Source organism: Bosea sp. PAMC 26642, from assembly GCF_001562255.1.
In the GTDB taxonomy this organism is placed as follows: Bacteria; Pseudomonadota; Alphaproteobacteria; order Rhizobiales; family Beijerinckiaceae; genus Allobosea.
Map to the genome: position 1 here is coordinate 3,730,720 of NZ_CP014301.1, position 16,395 is coordinate 3,747,114.

Sequence of the window (16,395 nt, forward strand, 5' to 3'; positions counted from 1 at the left end):
TTCTTGCTCGATGATGGATTCCGGATCGGCGCCGCTTCGCGGCTTGTCCGGAAGGACGGCGGAGGTTCGGATGGCCAATGATCTCACTTCCGGCTCAGATCGCGAAAATCGATCTGGCGGTGGAACTGGTAGACATAACCGTCGATGGACGACGCCATCACCGCGTCCTGCGAGGGCTGCCAGAGCGGGATTTGCGGCATCAGCTCGAAATGCCGCGTGTTCAGTTCCTTGCCGAGCGCCGCATACTTCGCCGCATCCGGCTCGAAGCGCGCCGCCTGCGCCCATTCGGTGATCTTCGCATCGTCGAGCGAGGCGTAGTTCCAGCGGATCGGGCCGATATAGAAATTCCGGTAGAAGTAATCCATCGAGGGCAGCCAGGCGACGATGCCCTCGGTGAAGAACGGCACCTTCTTCTCGTTGATCAGCGTCGACATCTGCGCGTCCGGCAGCTTCTGGATCTCGACCTTGATGCCGACCTTGGCGAGCGATTCCTTCAGCAGCGCCGCCATCGGCTCGGCCGTGCCAGCCTGGCCGACATTGAACGAGAACGTCGTCGAGAAGCCGTCAGGAAAGCCCGCCGCGGTCAGGAGCTTCTTGGCGTCTGCCAGATCAGTCTTCAGCGGCTGCGGGATCGGGAAGGTCGCGCCCGTCGGGGCCTTGCCGTCCGCCCAGGTCGCGCCATAGAGCGGCGCCCCGCGCCCGAACAGCGCCGCCTTGAACATGTCGTCATAGGGCAGCGCGGCTGCGATCGCCTTGCGCACCTCGAGTTTGTCGAAGGGCGGCATCTGGTTGTTGAACGAGACGAAGGTGATCGAATTGTACTGGGGCGTCGAGATGACCTTGAGCTTGCCCTTCTTCTCGAGATCGGCGGCGTCGGTCGCTTGCAGGTCGATGGCGATGTCGGCGTCGCCCTTCTCGACGAGGTTGGCCCGCGTCGCGGCCTCGGGGATGGTCTGGGTGATGATGCGCTTGAAGCTCGCCGGCTTTTCGGCCGAGCCGCGGTTCCAGTCCGGGTTGCGGCGCAGGATCGTGGTCTCGCCCGGCTTGAAGCTCTCGATGATATAGGCGCCCGAGCCCGCGGTGTTTTCCTTCAGCCAGGCCAGCGCCCAGGGGTCTTCGGCCGTCGCCTTCGATTTGGCGAGCTTGGAGTTGAAGATCACCGGATAGACCACGGCGAGATTGGCGAGCGCCAGCTTGTCGGGTTTGGGCAGTGTCACTTCGAAGGTGTGCGCATCGACGATCTTGAACTGGTCGGCACTGGTCAGCGATCCCGTCAGGAGCTGGCCCTTGCCGAGTACATTGGCGGTCACGGCGCGGTCGAGCGACCACTTCACATCCTCGGCAGTCACCGGCGTCCCGTCATGGAACTTGGCGTCTTTGCGCAAGGCGAAGGTGATCTTCAAGCCGTCGGGGCTGACGGTGTAGCTCTCGGCGAGCTCGGGCTTGAAGCTGTCGAGATCGAACACCCATTTCCCGTCGAGCTGCTTCTTCCCGAAGGAGAGCAGCCGGTCATAGGTCAGCAGCGAAAGGCCGAAGGCCTCGCGCGTCGAGCCGGGGATGTTGGGGTCGAGGGTGTTGATCGCCGCGCCCGTGACGTGGCGCAACGTTTCCGCGCGGGTCTGTGCCAGCACCGGCAGCGCAGTGGAGGCAAGAAGCGCGGCAGCCAGCCAGGTCGTCTTCACGATGGTCATGCTCATGTCCTCTAGCGCGTCGCAATCGACAGGTTGGTTCCGAACGGGACCGGATGCAAGCGTGGTGCCACCGGCTTTCCTCAGGTGAAGAGTTTTGCTGTCGATTCAGCCAGAATCGCCTGCGGCACATCATAGGCCTGGAACGATGCCCAGTGCTTTTCGACGTCGGCGCGGAACAGCCCGCGCGTAATGCCGGACACCAGTTTTGGCACAGCCGTCGTCATCGCGTTGATCGAGGAACCCGAAGCGCCGAAGCTCATCGTCGAAGCGATGGTGAAGAGGTGGATGTCGGCAATCCAGGGCGTCTGCCCGGGCTCGCGCTCGATCAGCGCATAATCGTCCCCGAGATAGGGAAAGCGTGCCAGTCGTTCGTCGCGCTCGCTTTCGGGCGGCGTGTAACGGTCGCCCCATGACGCGATGTTCCCGGCGCAGCGCGCCAGTTCCGGCCTGACCGACGCGTCGATGTCGATGCCCGTCGCGGCGATGATGAAATCGACAGTGACCGGCCCCTGCGGCGTGGCGATCTCGACGCCGTGCGGACCGTCGATCACGCTATGCACCGGCGCGCCAAAATGCAGCGCGAAAGCCTTGTGCCGGGCACAGCGATCATAAGTCGCCTGCGGAAACCCTTCGCGCATCGCCAGCACCGTGCTCATGAAGCGCCAGCGCCAGGCATCGTCGAGATCTCCGAGATGGCGCAGGAACCCCCTGAACGTCAGCCAGCGATAGGGCTGGATCACCTGCGCCTGCGGCCGCCGGCACAGCAGATGCACTTGCGCCGCGCCCACCTCCAGCGCGGTGGCGGCATTGTCGAAGGCCGAGGCGCCGGCCCCGATCACGGCCACGCGCTTGCCGGCCAGCGCTGCGAAATCGATCGACTCCGCGCAATGCGCCCGTCGCGACGAAGGCAGCGCTGCCAGCGCCTGCGGCAGCGACCAGTGGCCCATGCCCTCCTGCCCGGTAGCGAGCACGATCTTGCGGGCGTGCAGCACCTCCGTTCCGCCGTCGCTCGACACCGTGACCGCCAGCAGCGAACCGGCGGGCGCGATATCGACCACCTCCGCATTGTTGCGCGCGGGGATACCGACGACATGCCGGAACCAGTCGAGGTAGTCGGCCCAATGGCCCGTCGGGATCAGCGCGAGTTCGTCCCAGCTCTCGACCCCGAACTTCGCCTCGTGCCAGGATTGGTAGGTCAGGCTGGGTACGTCGAGGTCGGGGCCGGTAAAATCCTTCGGGCTGCGCAGCGTCTGCATCCGCGCATAGGAACGCCATGGTCCCTCTCGACCGGCCGGAGCCTTGTCGAGGACGAGGATATTGGTGACCTGCGAGCGCAGCAGGCCAAATGCCGTCGCAAGCCCGGACTGGCCGCCGCCGATGACGATCACGTCATGGGCCGGCTTGCCGTCGGGGCCGATCACCGGTTCGAGCCACGGCGTGCGCGGATGCGCGATCCGCGCGAGGTCGCTCGCGATCCGGCTTTCCAAGACAGATAATCCGTCATGCTTCATGGCAGCGCGCCCATGCAGCGATCATGCCGGCTTCTCAAGCGGCAAGCCAGCCGCCATCGACGACGAGCGTCGTGCCGGTGGTGAAGGAGGCCTCGTCGCTGGCGAGATAAAGCGCGCCCTGCGCAATCTCCTCGGCGGTCCCGAAGCGCTTCAGTGCATGGCGGTTGCGCGAGGCCTCGCGGATCGGCTCCGGATCAGAATGGCGGGCGAAGCTTCGCCGCAGCATCGGCGTGTCGATGGCGCCGGGCGCGATCGCGTTCACGCGGATGCGGTCGGCGGCATAGTCCAGCGCCATCGTCCGCGTCAGGCTCAGGATCGCGCCCTTGGCGGCGATGTAGGCGCTGTTGCCGCGCCCGCCCGCCAGCGCCAGTTGCGAGGCGAGCGTGATGATCGAGCCGCCGCCCTGCCGCTGCATTGCCGGGATCGCCGCACGGCCGAACAGCCAGGTGCCGCCGACATTCGCACGGAACACCGCGTCCCAGTCCTCGGGCTTCGTCGTGGTGACGGTACCGCCGCAAGAAAATCCGGCCGCCGTCATCAGCACGTCGATTTGCCCCCAGCGCGTCAGCGCGCCCTCCGCCGCCATCTCGGCAAAATCGGGCTCGCCGACATCGCCGACGCAGGAGATCGCCTCCCCGCCGGCCGCCGCGACGGCGGCAACGGTCTCCGCTGCCCCCTCCGCATCGCGATCGACGAGCGCGACTCGCGCGCCCTCCATGGCAAACAGCAGCGCGGTCGCCCGGCCGATGCCCGAACCTGCCCCCGTGATCAGCGCGACCTTGCCCGGCAACCTCATCGCGACGCCTCCGATCGAACGCCATGCGCCCGCCACCACGCCGCCAGATGCGCCGCCGATTCCGCGCCACTCGTCGCCGCCTGCCAGCCGAACTCGTCCGCCATCCGCGTCACTGCGAGCGGCGCCCGGTCGCCCGGCCCATGGAGGTCGATCGTCGCTTCCTCGCCGGCCTCCGCCAGCCGGCAGAGGAAGCCGGGAAACTCTTTCGCCAGCGCGATCCCCCAGTCGAGCGCCGAAAAGCGTAGGCCGGTCGAAATGTTGTAGAGCCGCTCGCGCAGCGTCGGGGCGCCGGCGATGACATGTACGGCATCTGCAACATCGGGCGCGTAGATCCAGTCGCGCAAACCGGGACGGGGCAGGATCGCGGCTTCGCCGGCGACCGCGGCGGCGAGGATCTGGCAATGCGGGCTCAGCGTGTCGCGCACGCCGGTCGCCCGCTCCCACGGCCCGAACACGCCGCTGAGCCGCAGGCTCACGACATCGAGGCCCCAGAGCCCGCCGAGCCGATTGCCGACCCGTTCGCTCGCCCATTTCGTGATCGCATAGAGCCCGGCGGGATCGCCCGGCGTCTCTTCGGTCAGCTCGGGCTCGCGCTCCCCGGCCGCGCCATAGGCGGCAGCCGAACTCAGATTGATCACGCGGCGAACCCCGGATGCCGCGGCCGCACGCAGGATCGGCACCTGCGCCAGCAGGTTGACCCGCAGAATCGCCTCGGGATCGGCGGCGTCGCGGGCCGAGCCCGCCGTGATCGCCGCTCCCATCACCACGACGTCCACGCCCGGCACGATTGCCTCGGTTACAGCCGCGGCGTCGGTGACGTCGGCGACGATCGCCGTCAGGGCCCCGGACAGACCGGAGAAGGCGGCGCGCGCAGTCTCGGGCAGCGGCGCGCGGTCGAACAGCACGACCTCGTCCCCGGCGCGCAGGAAGCGTTCGGCGATGTTGAGACCGACGAAGCCGACGCCGCCGAAAATCAGGACTCTCACAAACCCACCTCGCGAAGGCGGCAGAAGCGCCGGCATCAGACGAAACTGCCCGCTCGCGCCGCGCCCGACAAGCGCCGTCGCGCCGCATTGCGTTGACGCGATCCATGGTCTAGGCGTGCCCGCGACGTGCCGGGCCGGCCCTCGTGTCTGAACAGTGCCCGGCCCCCGCGAGACCGCAGCCTCGAGCCGGTCTTGCCAACATGCAAGAGGATCGACCATGGCCCGCAAGAAATCGAAACCGCTCGAAGCGGAGTTCGTGATGTTCGACGTCGTCTATGTCGATGGCTCGCGCCGTTCCAACCGTCGCGTCCCGACCGCGCTGCTCGGCGGCCTCGACGGCGACGATCCGGCCCGCGACGCCATCATGGAGCAGGATCGCCTCATCGCCGAGAAATCCGGCATGCCGCCGCTTGAGATCGAAAGTCTCGAACGCTCCGGCAAGGCCGCCGAGAAGCCCGCGCGAAAGGCCGTCTGATCCGCGCAAATCGGATCGCCGAGGCTTAACCTAAGACCATACTTGTCCTTGACCTGACCTGACGCGTGGATTTTAGTCGCGGCCGCGATTGGGAGGCAAAAGAGGAAGTCACATGCGTACAATTTTGATCGTTGGGGCCGTAGCAGCCGTGCTGGCGGGTTGCCAGACCCGGACGGAGTCCCTCGTCGACGCCGAGATCACCTGCGAGTCCCAGGGCTTCCGTCCCGGCACCCGCGCCTACCAGCAGTGCCGCTCGGCAAACTACACCGAGAACCGCCGCGCCAATGCCGACGCCAGCAACGCGGTCGCGGCCGGTGTCGCAGCCGGCGTCGTCGGCGGGGCGATCGTCGGGGCAGCCTCGCGGCCCTACTACGGCCGCGGCTACTACGGCCGGGGCTACTACGGCGGCTACTACTACTGATCGCCGCAACCGGCGCCGATCTTCGGCAGGCCGGTCATGAAAAGGCCCTGCGGCGCGTAATGCGCCGCAGGGCCTTTTTCGTACGACCGGGTCGTGTCAGCGCTTGGCTGGGGCGCGCCTGCGGGCCGGCGCGGCTTCGCTCGACGACGTCAGCAGCGAGCCGATCACATAAACCGCGATACCCACGCCCAGCAGCGCCGCGATCGGCTCTTTCTGGGCCCGGTTCGCGATCAGGCGGCTGCCATGTTCGGCATAGTCGCGGGCATCACCACCATATGAACTCAGCCACTGCTGGCCGGTCTTCAGGGCGCTGTCGCTCGACTTGGCGGCCTCGTTGCCGTAATCGCCGAACAGGCGCCGCAGCCGGTTGAACTCGGGCTCGTAACGCTCCCAACTCGTTGCCGGCGGCGTTCTTAGCGCCGACCATGCGATCAGGCCGACGCTCAGCGCGCCCAGCCCGAAGGCGATTACCGGATGGCGCTCGACCGCCCGCATCGCGGCCTCGCCGCCTTCGCGCGCAGTCTCGACCGGGTCCATCTCCACGATCGCATCCTTGGCGCGGGAGTAGCCGTCCTTCACCGTCTCGGTCGCCTTGTCGGCCATGTCGGCAGCCTTGGCACGCAGGCCGGTGGTGGCGTTCTCGATCTCGTCGCTGGCCTCGTCCCAATCCTTCGGGACATCGGGCGGGAACTTGCTCATGGTCGCCATCGCGGACCTCCATTTCAGGTAGCTGTGTCCCTCAGAACGGTGCATCGCCGCGAGAGTTCCCGTTAGCCGTCAGAAAACAGCCGCTGCTCTCAAGCTTTCCGCAGGCACCCCGCTCCCCTCATCGGCTCCTTGAAGACAGCGGCTTGTTATGGCCCGGCTGCGGCCATCGCGCAGCCACCATTGGATGTGAGGCTTTCGACTTGATTCAATCGAGAGGAGACGCTCATGGATCTGCAGCACCTCCAGACCGCGCATTCGGATATCCTGTCGGATCCCGAATGGATCGCGCTTGAAAGTGTTGGCGATGAGACGAGCCACTTCATCTTCGACGATGAGATGCTTCTCGGCTTGAGCGAGCGGGGGCTCGTCGAACCGCTGGGCGATCGCTGGCGTGTCACCCGCAACGGGCGGGACGCGCTGAGCACCCGCAAAGCTTGACGAGCCGGAAGCCGGTCCGACACGCGCCGTTCGCACCGGCTCTGGAAACCTTGCCGAACGATCCCCATTGATAATGGCCCCGGCATCGATCGCAGGACGCCATGGCCAAGCCCGTCAGCATCACCGTTTCCCATGATCTCGGCCGCGAAGCCGCAGTCGCGCGCCTGCGCGGCGGCATCGACCGCGTTCGCGACAAGCTCGGCCTCGTCAGGATGCAGCTCGTCGAGGAGACCTGGACCGGCGACACGCTTCAGTTCGGCGTCGCGGCGCTGGGCCAAACTGTCCGGGGCTCGCTTGCGGTCGAGGAAACCCTGGTGCGGGTCGAGGTCATGTTGCCCTGGATCCTCGCCGTATTCGCCGAAAAACTGAAGTTGGGTGTCGAACGGCAGGGCCGGATTCTGCTCGAAAAACCCAAGGCCTGACCTATAGCCCCGCTTCGCACGGAACATTCGGCCGCCGCGACCATCTGAACCGATCAGCCCTCGTCGGCCAGCGGGTGGAGGTCGCGCACCATGCTCTTCAGCCGGTCGTCGAGGACATGGGTGTAGATCTGCGTCGTCGCGATGTCGGCATGGCCGAGCAGCTCCTGCACCACCCGGAGATCGGCGCCGTTCTGCAGCAGATGGCTGGCAAAGGCGTGCCGCAGCACATGGGGGCTTAGGACCGAGGGTGACAACCCCGCCGCTGCGCCGAGACTCTTGAGATCGCGCGCGAAGGCCTGCCGCGTCAGGTGCCCGCTCTCGCCATCGGAGGGAAACAGCCAGCGCCCTTCCGCAGCCCCGGCCTCCCGCGCCGCCCCAAGATAGGTTTGAGCGGACAGCCGCGCCGCCTCGTTCAGCGGCACCAGCCTGTCCTTGTCGCCTTTGCCGCGCACAACCAGGAAGCGCTCGCGCGTCGTCGCGGCCGAGAGCGGCAGCGCGATCAGCTCCGAAACGCGCAGGCCCGTCGCATAGAGCATCTCGATCAGGCAGCGCATGCGCAGCGCCCTGACCCGTGCGGCGGGCGTCAGTCCCTCCCGCTCGGCCGCACACCTGGCGGCCTCGATCAGCGCGTCGACATCGCCGACCGAGACCACCTTGGGCAGCGGCCGGCCCTGGCGCGGCCCCTCGATCGCGGCGGAGGGGTCCTTGGGAGACAGGCCCTCGGTATAGAGGAAGCGGTGGAACTGCCGCACCGCCGACAGCCGCCGCGCGCTCGATGATGCCTTAAGCCCACGCCCCGCCAGATCGCCGAGCCATCCCCGGATATCGTCGGCGACGACCTCGGTCAGCTCGCGCCCGCCCAAAAATTCGAGATAGTCCTCGATATCGCGCTCATAGGCGTCGAGCGTATTGCGGGCCGCGCCGCGCTCGGCCGCCATCATGTCGAGAAAGGCCTTGAGCCGCGCCCGCGCCTGCCGGCTCATCGCGGCTGCAGCTTTGCGGGCGGCACCACCTCGATCATCTCGCGCGGCTCCGGCGTCACGAAGGTGACCAGCGCGATCATGCCGCCGAAGACGAGCCCGGCCAGGATGACGAGGAAGGCGACGAATCTGAACAGCGTCGGCACGGCGCGACGATCCTCGGCAAAATGCGAGCCCCTTGAGTCGGGACCTGACGGTTATTCCCGATGCGGATGGCGGGACGCAAGGGCATGGTCGCGCGCGAGCCCGAAACCGACGCCGGTTTCCCCGTGACAGGGGCATGACGCCGCCGGATTGCTCATGCTAAAGCGGCTTCGGGAAACGCCGTCATGAGCATGAACGCAGACACGATCGAAACGATCGACCGGACGGAATTGCGCGCCGCGCTCGGGCAGCGCGCCATCGTGCTCGTCGGCATGATGGGCTCGGGCAAGAGCTCGGTCGGTCGCCGGCTGGGCGCCCGACTCGGCCTGTCCTTCGTCGATGCCGATACCGAAATCGAGACCGCCGCCGGCATGACGATCCCGGAGATCTTTTCCCAGCGCGGCGAGACCGAGTTCCGCGACGGCGAGCGTCGCGTCATCAGCCGCATCCTCACGACGCGCGCACCGCTCGTTCTCGCGACCGGCGGCGGTGCCTATATGAACGCCGAGACGCGCGGCCGTATCGCTGAGCTCGGCATCTCGATCTGGCTCAGAGCCGAGCCCGACGTGCTGATGCGCCGCGTGCGCAAGCGCTCGAACCGGCCTTTGCTGCAGACCGCCGACCCCGACGCCACCTTGCGGCGTATGCTGCTCGAGCGCGAGCCGGTCTACGCGCTGGCCGACCTGACCCTGACCTCCCGCGACGTCCCCCATGAGGTCGTCGTCGAGGATGCCATCCTCGCGCTCGACCGGTATCTTCGGTCGCCGCAGCCGGAACGGACCGTTTCGTGAATATCACCAGGACGGAAACGCCGGGCGGGCGCATCGTCGTGCCGGTCGCACTCGAAGGCCGCGCCTACGATATCCAGATCGGCCGCCATCAGCTCTGCGAGGCTGCGGCCCTGATCGGCGCGCTGGCGCCGGGCGCAAAGGTCGCGCTCGTCACCGACGAGACCGTCGCAACGCTTCATGCGCCAGCGTTGGAGGCTTGCTTCCATCAGGAGGGCATCGCCGTGACGCGGATCGTGGTCCCGCCCGGCGAGGCCACCAAGTCCTATGCGCAACTCGTGTCGCTTTGCGACGCGCTGCTGGCGGCGAAGATCGAGCGCGACGATCTCGTCGTCGCCTTTGGCGGCGGCGTGGTGGGCGATCTCACCGGCTTTGCCGCGGCCGTACTCCGGCGCGGCGTGCGCTTTGTCCAGATTCCCACGACCTTGCTGGCCCAGGTCGATTCCTCCGTCGGCGGCAAGACCGGCATCAATTCCAGTCACGGCAAGAACCTGATCGGCGCCTTTCACCAGCCGGCGCTGGTCATCGCCGACACCGCTTTGCTCGACACGCTGAGCGAGCGCGAATTCAAGGCCGGCTATGCCGAGGTGGTCAAATACGGCCTGATCGGCGATCCCGATTTCTTCGACTGGTGCGAGGCCAACTGGAGCCGCATCATCGCCGGCGGTCCGGAGCGCGACCATGCCGTCGCCGTTTCCTGCCGCGCCAAGGCGGCGATCGTCGCCCGCGACGAGCGCGAGGACGGCGACCGCGCCTTGCTCAACCTCGGCCACACCTTCGCGCACGCGCTCGAACGTCTGACGAAATACGATTCCACGCGGCTGGTCCATGGCGAGGCGGTCGCCATCGGTCTGGCGCTCGCCTTCCGCTTTTCGCAGCGCCTGGGCCTCTGTCCCGGTCAGGACGCCGTGCGCGTCGGCCGCCATCTCGATGCCGTCGGCCTGCCGAGCACTCTTCAGCAGGTGCCCGGGGGAGCCGGCAGCGCCGACGAGATCGTCGCCGCCATGGGCCAGGACAAGAAGGTCAAGCGCGGCGCGCTGACCTTCATCCTCGCCCGCGGCATCGGCAAGAGCTTCATCGCGCCGGGCGTCGCGGCCGACGAGGTCAGGGCCTTCGTGGAAGACGAGCTTGTGATGAAAGGGGCGGCGGACTGACCGACGACGCTTCGTGACGGCCGCTCTGGTGGAGACGGCCGACGCACGAGCGCGGTTGTGGAGCTTTAGGTTGTGGCGCGGGCGAAGGCCGGCACCTGGAAGCGCCGGCGGTAAGCCCCCGGTGTCATCCCGGTAACCCGCTTGAACAACCTGCGGAAGAAGGCGGCATCCTCGTAGCCGACCTTCCAGCTGATCTCGTCGGCCGGCGCATCGGTCCGTTCGAGCCGACGTTTGGCGTCTTCGATGCGGAGGCGCTGAACGTAGTCGATCGGCGCGAAGCCCGTCGCCTCGGTGAAACGCCGCTTGAATGTGCGCTCGGCCAACCCCGAACGCCGCACGATCTCCTCGACCGGGCTCGCAACGGAGAAGTGCGCCGCAAGCCAGGATTGCGTGTCCGCGATAATTGCGTCGCCATGATCCGTCCGGCCCTGAAAGACGATGTAGGGGGCGAGCCCGTCGTGGTGCCATTGCAGCGCAAAGGAACGTGCCACGGTCTGCGCTGCCGTCGCGCCGACATAGCGAGCGATCAAATAGAGCACGAGGTCGTGCCAGGTCATCGAGGCCCCGGAACTGACGAGTTCCTCGCGCGCCCCCGAAACCACCAGCACGCGATCGGGCCGCAGCGGCACATGCGGGAACGCACGGGAAAACGGCTCGGCATAAGCCCAGTGCACGGTGGTTTCCTGGCCATCGAACAGGCCGGTCTCGGCAAGCAGGAACACGCCTGAGCAGGCCGAGCACAGCAGTGCGCCCTTGCCATGCATGTGCCGGGCCCACTCGACGATTTCGGGATAGCGGCCGGGCACCCAGCCGCCGGGCCGCAGCAGGACCGACGGCACGATGATGATATCCGTCGCGGCAACCTCCGAGACCGCCATGTGAGCCTCCACAGCGAGACCGCTCGCAAGCGCGACGCTGCCGCGTTCCGCCGCTACGATCTCGACCGTGAACGGCGGCTCCTCAGGCAGCGACGGCTCGGTACGTCCGAGCATCCGGAATGCGCCGAGCACGTCATAGATCCCGCTGAGGGTCGATATGACCGCATCCGGGATGGCAACCAGGCTGACATGCAGCGGTCGTGTCGTCGCTGACATTCGAAGATCTCCTGGCACCAACGAACCGCCGTTGGCTCGTCTCGCACTCCCGCACCACACGGCCGATCGCCATCCTGCTGTCGAGCCTCGGCGCAGAGGGCGCGAGACGCAAGAATGGAGTGAACAATGACCGTGAATCAGCAGAAGCTCGGCAGCCTCGTCGAGCGATTGATCGGAGAAATCTCCGCCGGATATGGCGGCGTCATGGTGAGTTTGGGCGATAAGCTCGGCCTCTACAAGGCCATGGCGGGCGCCGGACCCTTGAGCTCACAGGAGGTTGCAAGACGTAGCGGCTGCGCCGAGCGATACGTCCGCGAATGGCTCAACTCCCAGGTCGCCGGCGGCTACATCGACTACCACGCGACATCCAGGACCTACGAGCTGACGCCAGAGCAGGCCATGGTCCTTGCCGACGGGCTGAGCCCGGTCTTTCTGCCCCATGCCTGGGAGATCGTCTCGTCGATGTGGGCCGACGAACCGAAGACGCTCGCCGCGTTCAAAACGGGCAAGGGCGTGAGTTGGGGCGAGCATGACGAGCGGCTGTTCTGCGGCATCGGCGCATTCTACCGGAACGCCTACAGCGCGAACCTCGTCAACGAGTGGCTTCCCATGCTCTCCGGCGTGACGGCCAAGCTCGAGAAGGGCGCCACGGTCGCCGATATCGGCTGCGGACATGGTCACTCCACGGTGCTGATGGCGAAGGCTTTTCCCGAGAGCCGGTTCTGGGGCTTCGACATGCACGAGGAATCGATCGACGTCGCCCGCCAGGTGGCCCGTGCGGCCGGTGTCGAGGATCGCGTCCGTTTCGAGGTCGAGAAGGCGGATACCTATGCCAGGCGTGGCTACGATCTGCTCTGCTTCTTCGACTGCCTGCACGACATGGGCCGGCCTGTGGAAGCAGTGCGCTATGCGGCGACCGCCATGGCCGAGGACGGCACGCTCATGCTGATCGAGCCGTTCGCCGGGGATCGCGTCGAGGACAACATCAACCCGGTCGGACGGCTCTATTATGCCGGATCGACGACCATGTGCTGCGCCCACGCGATATCGGAGAACGGCACTCACGTTCTCGGCGCCCAGGCGGGCCCGAGTCAGCTCGAGGCAATCCTGAACACGGCCGGGTTCGGCACGGTGCGCAGGGCGGTCGAGACACCGTTCAATCTGATCATCGAGGCGCGCCGGTAACGCGATTCCGGATGTTCAGGGAGCCGTGGCGCCCTGAACATCCGAAGGACGATCGGAAGCTGGCATCAACTACGCAATCCGGAGGGCCGAAAAACGACCATAATCTGCTTTTCCAGCATCATCTAAAGACATAGGGAACGCCGGCCTCTACTGCTACTATACCGAAATTCCGCCGTTACTGTTCACCGAGTGTCATCATGCCGACCGACAACCCACAGTCGTGGAACGCCGATAACCTGCGCCGCGCGATCAGCGCCGCCGGGGTCGCCCTGTGGTCGTGGAACGTCGAGACCGACGGGTTCGCAATGGACGAACGGGGATACGCCTTGTGGGCCGTGCCGCACGAAGAGCCGATCAAATTCGAGGATCTGTCGGCCCGCATCCACCCCGCCGACCGGGATCGGGTCCGGGCTGCTTTCACGGCGACGCGGGCCATCGTCGGGGCCTATGAGATCGATTTCCGCATCATCATCGATGAGGAAATCCGCTGGATTTCAGCGCGCGGCATCGGCAACGATTCCCATCTGCACAAAGGGCTGGCATACGGGGTCTTTCTCGACGTGACCGGACGCAAGCAGGCTGAGGAAGGCCATGAGTTGCTTGCCGGAGAGATGAGCCACCGCGTCAAGAACCTCCTCGCCATCGCCTCGGGCCTGACCCAGATCTCGTCGCGAGCGACCACGACGGCCAAGGAGATGGCGACCGAACTGACAGGCCGGCTGGCAGCGCTCGGCCGCGCTCATGACCTGGTACGACCGCTCCCTGGCCATCAGGGTCAGGCGGCTCTGCTTGGAGACCTGCTGTCGATTCTGCTCTCTCCCTATGAGGACATGGGCGCCTTCAGCGGGCGCATCCGGGTTGCCGTCCCGCGCATGGGCGTCGGCGAAAACGCGGCGACGACGCTGGCGCTCGTCATCCATGAGCTTGCGACGAATTCGCTGAAATACGGAGCGCTGTCGGCGGAAGAAGGCTCCCTCGACGTCTCCGGGTTCTCGGAAGACGACGAGATCAAGATCGTCTGGACGGAGCGGGGCGGTCCCACAGTCGAACCGCCCAACGGCGCCGGCGGCTATGGCAGCCGCCTCGTCGTGCGCAGTATTTCGGGCCAATTGGGCGGTTCGATCGACTACAACTGGTCGCCCGAGGGGGTCATCGTGACGCTGCGGCTCAAGGCCGCGAAACTGGCCGACTAGGCGGCGCGCCGCACGGCTTCCATGACGGACGCCTCCGAATACGGCTTCCGAAGGAACGTGACATCCGTGGGCATCTCGTCCGGCTGGGGCCGGATCCGGCCACTTGCGATGATGATGGTCACCGGCGGCCAGCGGTCACGCACGGCGAAGGCGAGCTTCAGTCCGTTCATCGAACCCGGCATCTCGATGTCGGTGAAGACGACGGTGATCTCGGGGCGGGACTCCAGCAGCAGGATCGCTTCGTCCGCATTGCTCGCCTCGACGACCTCGATGCCGGCGTCCTCGATCATGGACACGACGTCCATCCGGATCATGGCATCATCTTCGACGACTAGGACGACCAGGCTCGACATGCACAAAAACTCGCTGACAGATGGGTCAACGTTGCCCGAAAAGGATAGTTGCACGCGCGTGTAAAGAAACAGGCTCGTCCTATCCACCGCCATTGACCGACAGGTTGCCATGCGCCCGGCTGGCTTCTGACGTGCAAGCCGGACACCGCAGCTGCTTCCCACGCGGGACAAATGCTTATCCGACTGTGGAGGAAAAACGCAGTAACAGGTCACGGGCCGGGGCCGACGACGTCCTGCTGACTCACTCGTTGCCGGTCGCTTTAGAAGCGCTTGGCGGACAGAACGTCGAAGGTCTTGCCGATCGTCGCCAGCGCCTTGTCGTAATCTGCGAGCGACAAGCAGGCGATCAGCGCATCGATGATCGCCAGCTGGGCAATGCGGCTCGTCATCGCCTCGGTGCGGAAATGGGTCTCGCGCGCCATCGTGTGCAGCACGATATCGGCAAAGGCGAGCAGTGGCGACTTGCCGAAATTGGTGATGCAGATCGTCGTAGCGCCGGCTTCCTTGGCGAGCTTCGTGGCCGAGACCGTCTCATGGGTGCTGCCGGAATGGGAGATCGTGATCACGGTGACATCCGGCCCGGTCAGCGAGGCGCTGATCGCCTGGATATGGGAATCGACCACCACTTTTGCCTCGACGCCGATGCGCAGCAGTCGATAATGGGCGTCTTCGGCGATCGGGGCGGCGCTGCCGATGCCGTAGAGCTCGACACGTCGCGCTTTCAGGATCGCGGCGACCGCGGCTTCCATCGCACCGGTGTCGAGCACCTTCATGGTATCGTGGAGGGCCTGGAGATCGCTGCGGAAGATCTTCTCGATCACCGTCCCGGTGTCGTCTGTGCGCGCAAGATCTTCGTGGATGAACTGAACCGGCTGCACCAGATCGCGGGCAAGCGCGATCTTGACCTGCTGGAAGCCCTTCGCACCGAGCTGCTGGCACAGCGAGATAACGCTGCCTTCGCTGGCGCCGGCGCGCTCGGCCACCTCGGTAACCGACATGTGCACCACATCGGCGGCGTGCCCGATCATGAAATCTGCGATACGCGCTGCGGTCGGCGGCAGGTTGCCACGCAACGCCTGCAGGCGGTCGAGCGCACTCCCGAGCCCAGGCGCCCCGGTGCCTTTCCGTTTCTCGGCCGCGTTCTCGCCTGGGCTGGGCTGGATCGACGTAGAGTTGCTATTCGGCGAGGTCATGCCTGAGAGGCTAACATACCGGCGGCTTCGCGCACCGGCTGCCGATCCGTTGTCCCTGGAAACACGCCGTCACGAAGCTGGAAATAGCGCAGGCCGTAGCGGCGCGCGCCTTCGCCATCGGTCGCCGGGTTGTCGCCGACCATCATCACGGCGCGCTTGGGCAGGCCGAGAAGCTTGAGCCCGGCCTCGAACAGCGCAGGCTCCGGCTTGCCGACGATGCGATGCGGCACCGGGCCGGTGCAGGCCAATAGTGCTGCCAGCAAGGCGCCGGTCTCCGGCACCACCGTGTCATCGGGTCCGGGATGGACGAGGTCGGGATTGGCGGCGACGAGTTCGGCGCCGTCCCGCACCGCATTGGCCGCGACCATCAGGCGTTCATAGGAGAAATGCCGGTCACGACCGAGGAAGACGATGTCGGCCCGCGCCTGGACCGGAAGAAGCCCCAGGTCACGAGCATGGGCCATCAGGCTCTTGCCCGCCAGCATGAGGATGCGGGCGCGCGGCCGACGGCGCGCGATCTCGTCGAGCGCCGTCGTGCCCGCCAGCACGATCTTGCGGGGACCGACGATCAGCCCCATCCGCTTGAGGCCGCGCGACAATTCCAGTGGCGTATGCTCGGCGTCGTTGGAGACGACGACGAAGCGGCCCTCCAGCATCTCGAGAAAAGCGCTCGCACCCGGCAGCGCCTGCCGGCCGCGCACCAGGGTGCCGTCGAGATCGACAAGACAACCGCCAACATCCTGAAGCCAGCCCATCGCGCGAATCCGAAATCGTACCGGGAAGAGCACAAAGCCATGAACTGAGATTATCTCAGTGTCAAATGAGATACGGCTGATCTAAATTCATCGTCCTGTCACGAAGCG

The 16,395-nt window shown here is 66.2% G+C and carries 19 protein-coding genes; 8 read left to right on the plus strand and 11 right to left on the minus strand.

Features of this window, described 5'->3' with window-relative positions:
- Positions 1-83: 83 nt before the first annotated feature.
- From AXW83_RS17930 to AXW83_RS17945, 4 genes are all read right to left on the minus strand, one after another.
- Entirely contained in the window at positions 84-1,691 is a 1,608-nt protein-coding gene (locus tag AXW83_RS17930; protein ID WP_442855196.1) for an ABC transporter substrate-binding protein, read from the minus strand.
- Positions 1,692-1,771: 80 nt separating this feature from the next.
- Complete coding sequence (locus tag AXW83_RS17935; protein ID WP_066615631.1) at positions 1,772-3,202, minus strand: NAD(P)-binding domain-containing protein; 1,431 nt, start codon at positions 3,200-3,202, stop codon at positions 1,772-1,774.
- Between the two features lie 34 nt (positions 3,203-3,236).
- The gene (locus tag AXW83_RS17940) at positions 3,237-3,998 is read right to left on the minus strand and encodes an SDR family oxidoreductase (protein WP_066620738.1); all 762 of its coding nucleotides are present in this window, start codon (positions 3,996-3,998) and stop codon (positions 3,237-3,239) included.
- Positions 3,995-4,984, minus strand: a complete 990-nt coding sequence (locus AXW83_RS17945) for an NAD-dependent epimerase/dehydratase family protein (RefSeq protein WP_066620740.1) — start codon at positions 4,982-4,984, stop codon at positions 3,995-3,997. Before AXW83_RS17945 ends, AXW83_RS17940 begins: the two co-directional genes overlap by 4 nt.
- 217 nt (positions 4,985-5,201) lie before the next feature.
- On the opposite strand from AXW83_RS17945, the gene AXW83_RS17950 reads away from it, so the two are divergent.
- Together AXW83_RS17950 and AXW83_RS17955 are read left to right on the plus strand one after the other, a co-directional pair.
- Positions 5,202-5,459 carry a hypothetical protein gene (locus AXW83_RS17950; RefSeq protein ID WP_066615636.1) on the plus strand — a complete coding sequence of 86 codons (258 nt, stop codon included), beginning with the start codon at positions 5,202-5,204 and terminating at the stop codon, positions 5,457-5,459.
- A gap of 112 nt (positions 5,460-5,571) precedes the next feature.
- Positions 5,572-5,880, plus strand: coding sequence for a hypothetical protein (locus tag AXW83_RS17955; protein ID WP_066615637.1), 309 nt, complete (start codon positions 5,572-5,574; stop codon positions 5,878-5,880).
- 96 nt (positions 5,881-5,976) lie between these two features.
- Here the strand turns inward: AXW83_RS17955 and AXW83_RS17960 are convergent, their stop codons facing one another.
- Positions 5,977-6,588 (minus strand): hypothetical protein, encoded by a 612-nt coding sequence (locus AXW83_RS17960; protein WP_066615638.1) that lies wholly within the window; start codon positions 6,586-6,588, stop codon positions 5,977-5,979.
- Positions 6,589-6,813: 225 nt separating this feature from the next.
- On the opposite strand from AXW83_RS17960, the gene AXW83_RS17965 reads away from it, so the two are divergent.
- Together AXW83_RS17965 and AXW83_RS17970 are read left to right on the plus strand one after the other, a co-directional pair.
- Entirely contained in the window at positions 6,814-7,026 is a 213-nt protein-coding gene (locus tag AXW83_RS17965) for a hypothetical protein (RefSeq protein WP_066615639.1), read from the plus strand.
- Between the two features lie 101 nt (positions 7,027-7,127).
- On the plus strand, positions 7,128-7,448 hold the full coding sequence (locus AXW83_RS17970) for a polyhydroxyalkanoic acid system family protein (RefSeq protein WP_066615640.1): 321 nt from the start codon (positions 7,128-7,130) through the stop codon (positions 7,446-7,448).
- A gap of 53 nt (positions 7,449-7,501) precedes the next feature.
- On the opposite strand, the gene AXW83_RS17975 is transcribed toward AXW83_RS17970, so the two are convergent.
- Both AXW83_RS17975 and AXW83_RS17980 read right to left on the minus strand, forming a co-directional pair.
- The gene (locus tag AXW83_RS17975) at positions 7,502-8,431 is read right to left on the minus strand and encodes a site-specific tyrosine recombinase XerD (protein WP_066615641.1); all 930 of its coding nucleotides are present in this window, start codon (positions 8,429-8,431) and stop codon (positions 7,502-7,504) included.
- Positions 8,428-8,574 (minus strand): histidine kinase, encoded by a 147-nt coding sequence (locus AXW83_RS17980; protein WP_066615643.1) that lies wholly within the window; start codon positions 8,572-8,574, stop codon positions 8,428-8,430. Before AXW83_RS17980 ends, AXW83_RS17975 begins: the two co-directional genes overlap by 4 nt.
- Before the next feature lie 183 nt (positions 8,575-8,757).
- On the opposite strand from AXW83_RS17980, the gene AXW83_RS17985 reads away from it, so the two are divergent.
- Both AXW83_RS17985 and aroB read left to right on the plus strand, forming a co-directional pair.
- Positions 8,758-9,363 (plus strand): shikimate kinase, encoded by a 606-nt coding sequence (locus AXW83_RS17985; RefSeq protein ID WP_066615645.1) that lies wholly within the window; start codon positions 8,758-8,760, stop codon positions 9,361-9,363.
- The gene (gene aroB, locus AXW83_RS17990; protein ID WP_236841706.1) at positions 9,360-10,514 is read left to right on the plus strand and encodes a 3-dehydroquinate synthase; all 1,155 of its coding nucleotides are present in this window, start codon (positions 9,360-9,362) and stop codon (positions 10,512-10,514) included. The genes AXW83_RS17985 and aroB overlap by 4 nt, the downstream gene beginning before the upstream one ends.
- A gap of 65 nt (positions 10,515-10,579) precedes the next feature.
- Here aroB and AXW83_RS17995 read toward each other — a convergent pair whose 3' ends face one another.
- The gene (locus tag AXW83_RS17995; protein WP_066615647.1) at positions 10,580-11,608 is read right to left on the minus strand and encodes a GlxA family transcriptional regulator; all 1,029 of its coding nucleotides are present in this window, start codon (positions 11,606-11,608) and stop codon (positions 10,580-10,582) included.
- 126 nt (positions 11,609-11,734) lie between these two features.
- Here AXW83_RS17995 and AXW83_RS18000 point away from each other — a divergent pair, with 126 nt between their 5' ends.
- Both AXW83_RS18000 and AXW83_RS18005 read left to right on the plus strand, forming a co-directional pair.
- Positions 11,735-12,793, plus strand: a complete 1,059-nt coding sequence (locus AXW83_RS18000; protein ID WP_066615649.1) for a class I SAM-dependent methyltransferase — start codon at positions 11,735-11,737, stop codon at positions 12,791-12,793.
- Between the two features lie 197 nt (positions 12,794-12,990).
- A complete protein-coding gene (locus AXW83_RS18005; RefSeq protein WP_066615651.1) occupies positions 12,991-13,986 on the plus strand; it encodes a sensor histidine kinase in 996 nt (331 codons plus the stop codon).
- On the opposite strand, the gene AXW83_RS18010 is transcribed toward AXW83_RS18005, so the two are convergent.
- The 3 genes from AXW83_RS18010 to AXW83_RS27865 form a co-directional block, all read right to left on the minus strand.
- Complete coding sequence (locus AXW83_RS18010) at positions 13,983-14,501, minus strand: response regulator (protein WP_335339356.1); 519 nt, start codon at positions 14,499-14,501, stop codon at positions 13,983-13,985. The genes AXW83_RS18005 and AXW83_RS18010 overlap by 4 nt on opposite strands.
- 98 nt (positions 14,502-14,599) lie before the next feature.
- Entirely contained in the window at positions 14,600-15,532 is a 933-nt protein-coding gene (locus tag AXW83_RS18015) for a MurR/RpiR family transcriptional regulator (protein WP_082767219.1), read from the minus strand.
- A complete protein-coding gene (locus tag AXW83_RS27865; RefSeq protein WP_066615655.1) occupies positions 15,529-16,287 on the minus strand; it encodes an HAD-IIA family hydrolase in 759 nt (252 codons plus the stop codon). Before AXW83_RS27865 ends, AXW83_RS18015 begins: the two co-directional genes overlap by 4 nt.
- Between the last annotated feature and the right edge of the window lie 108 nt (positions 16,288-16,395).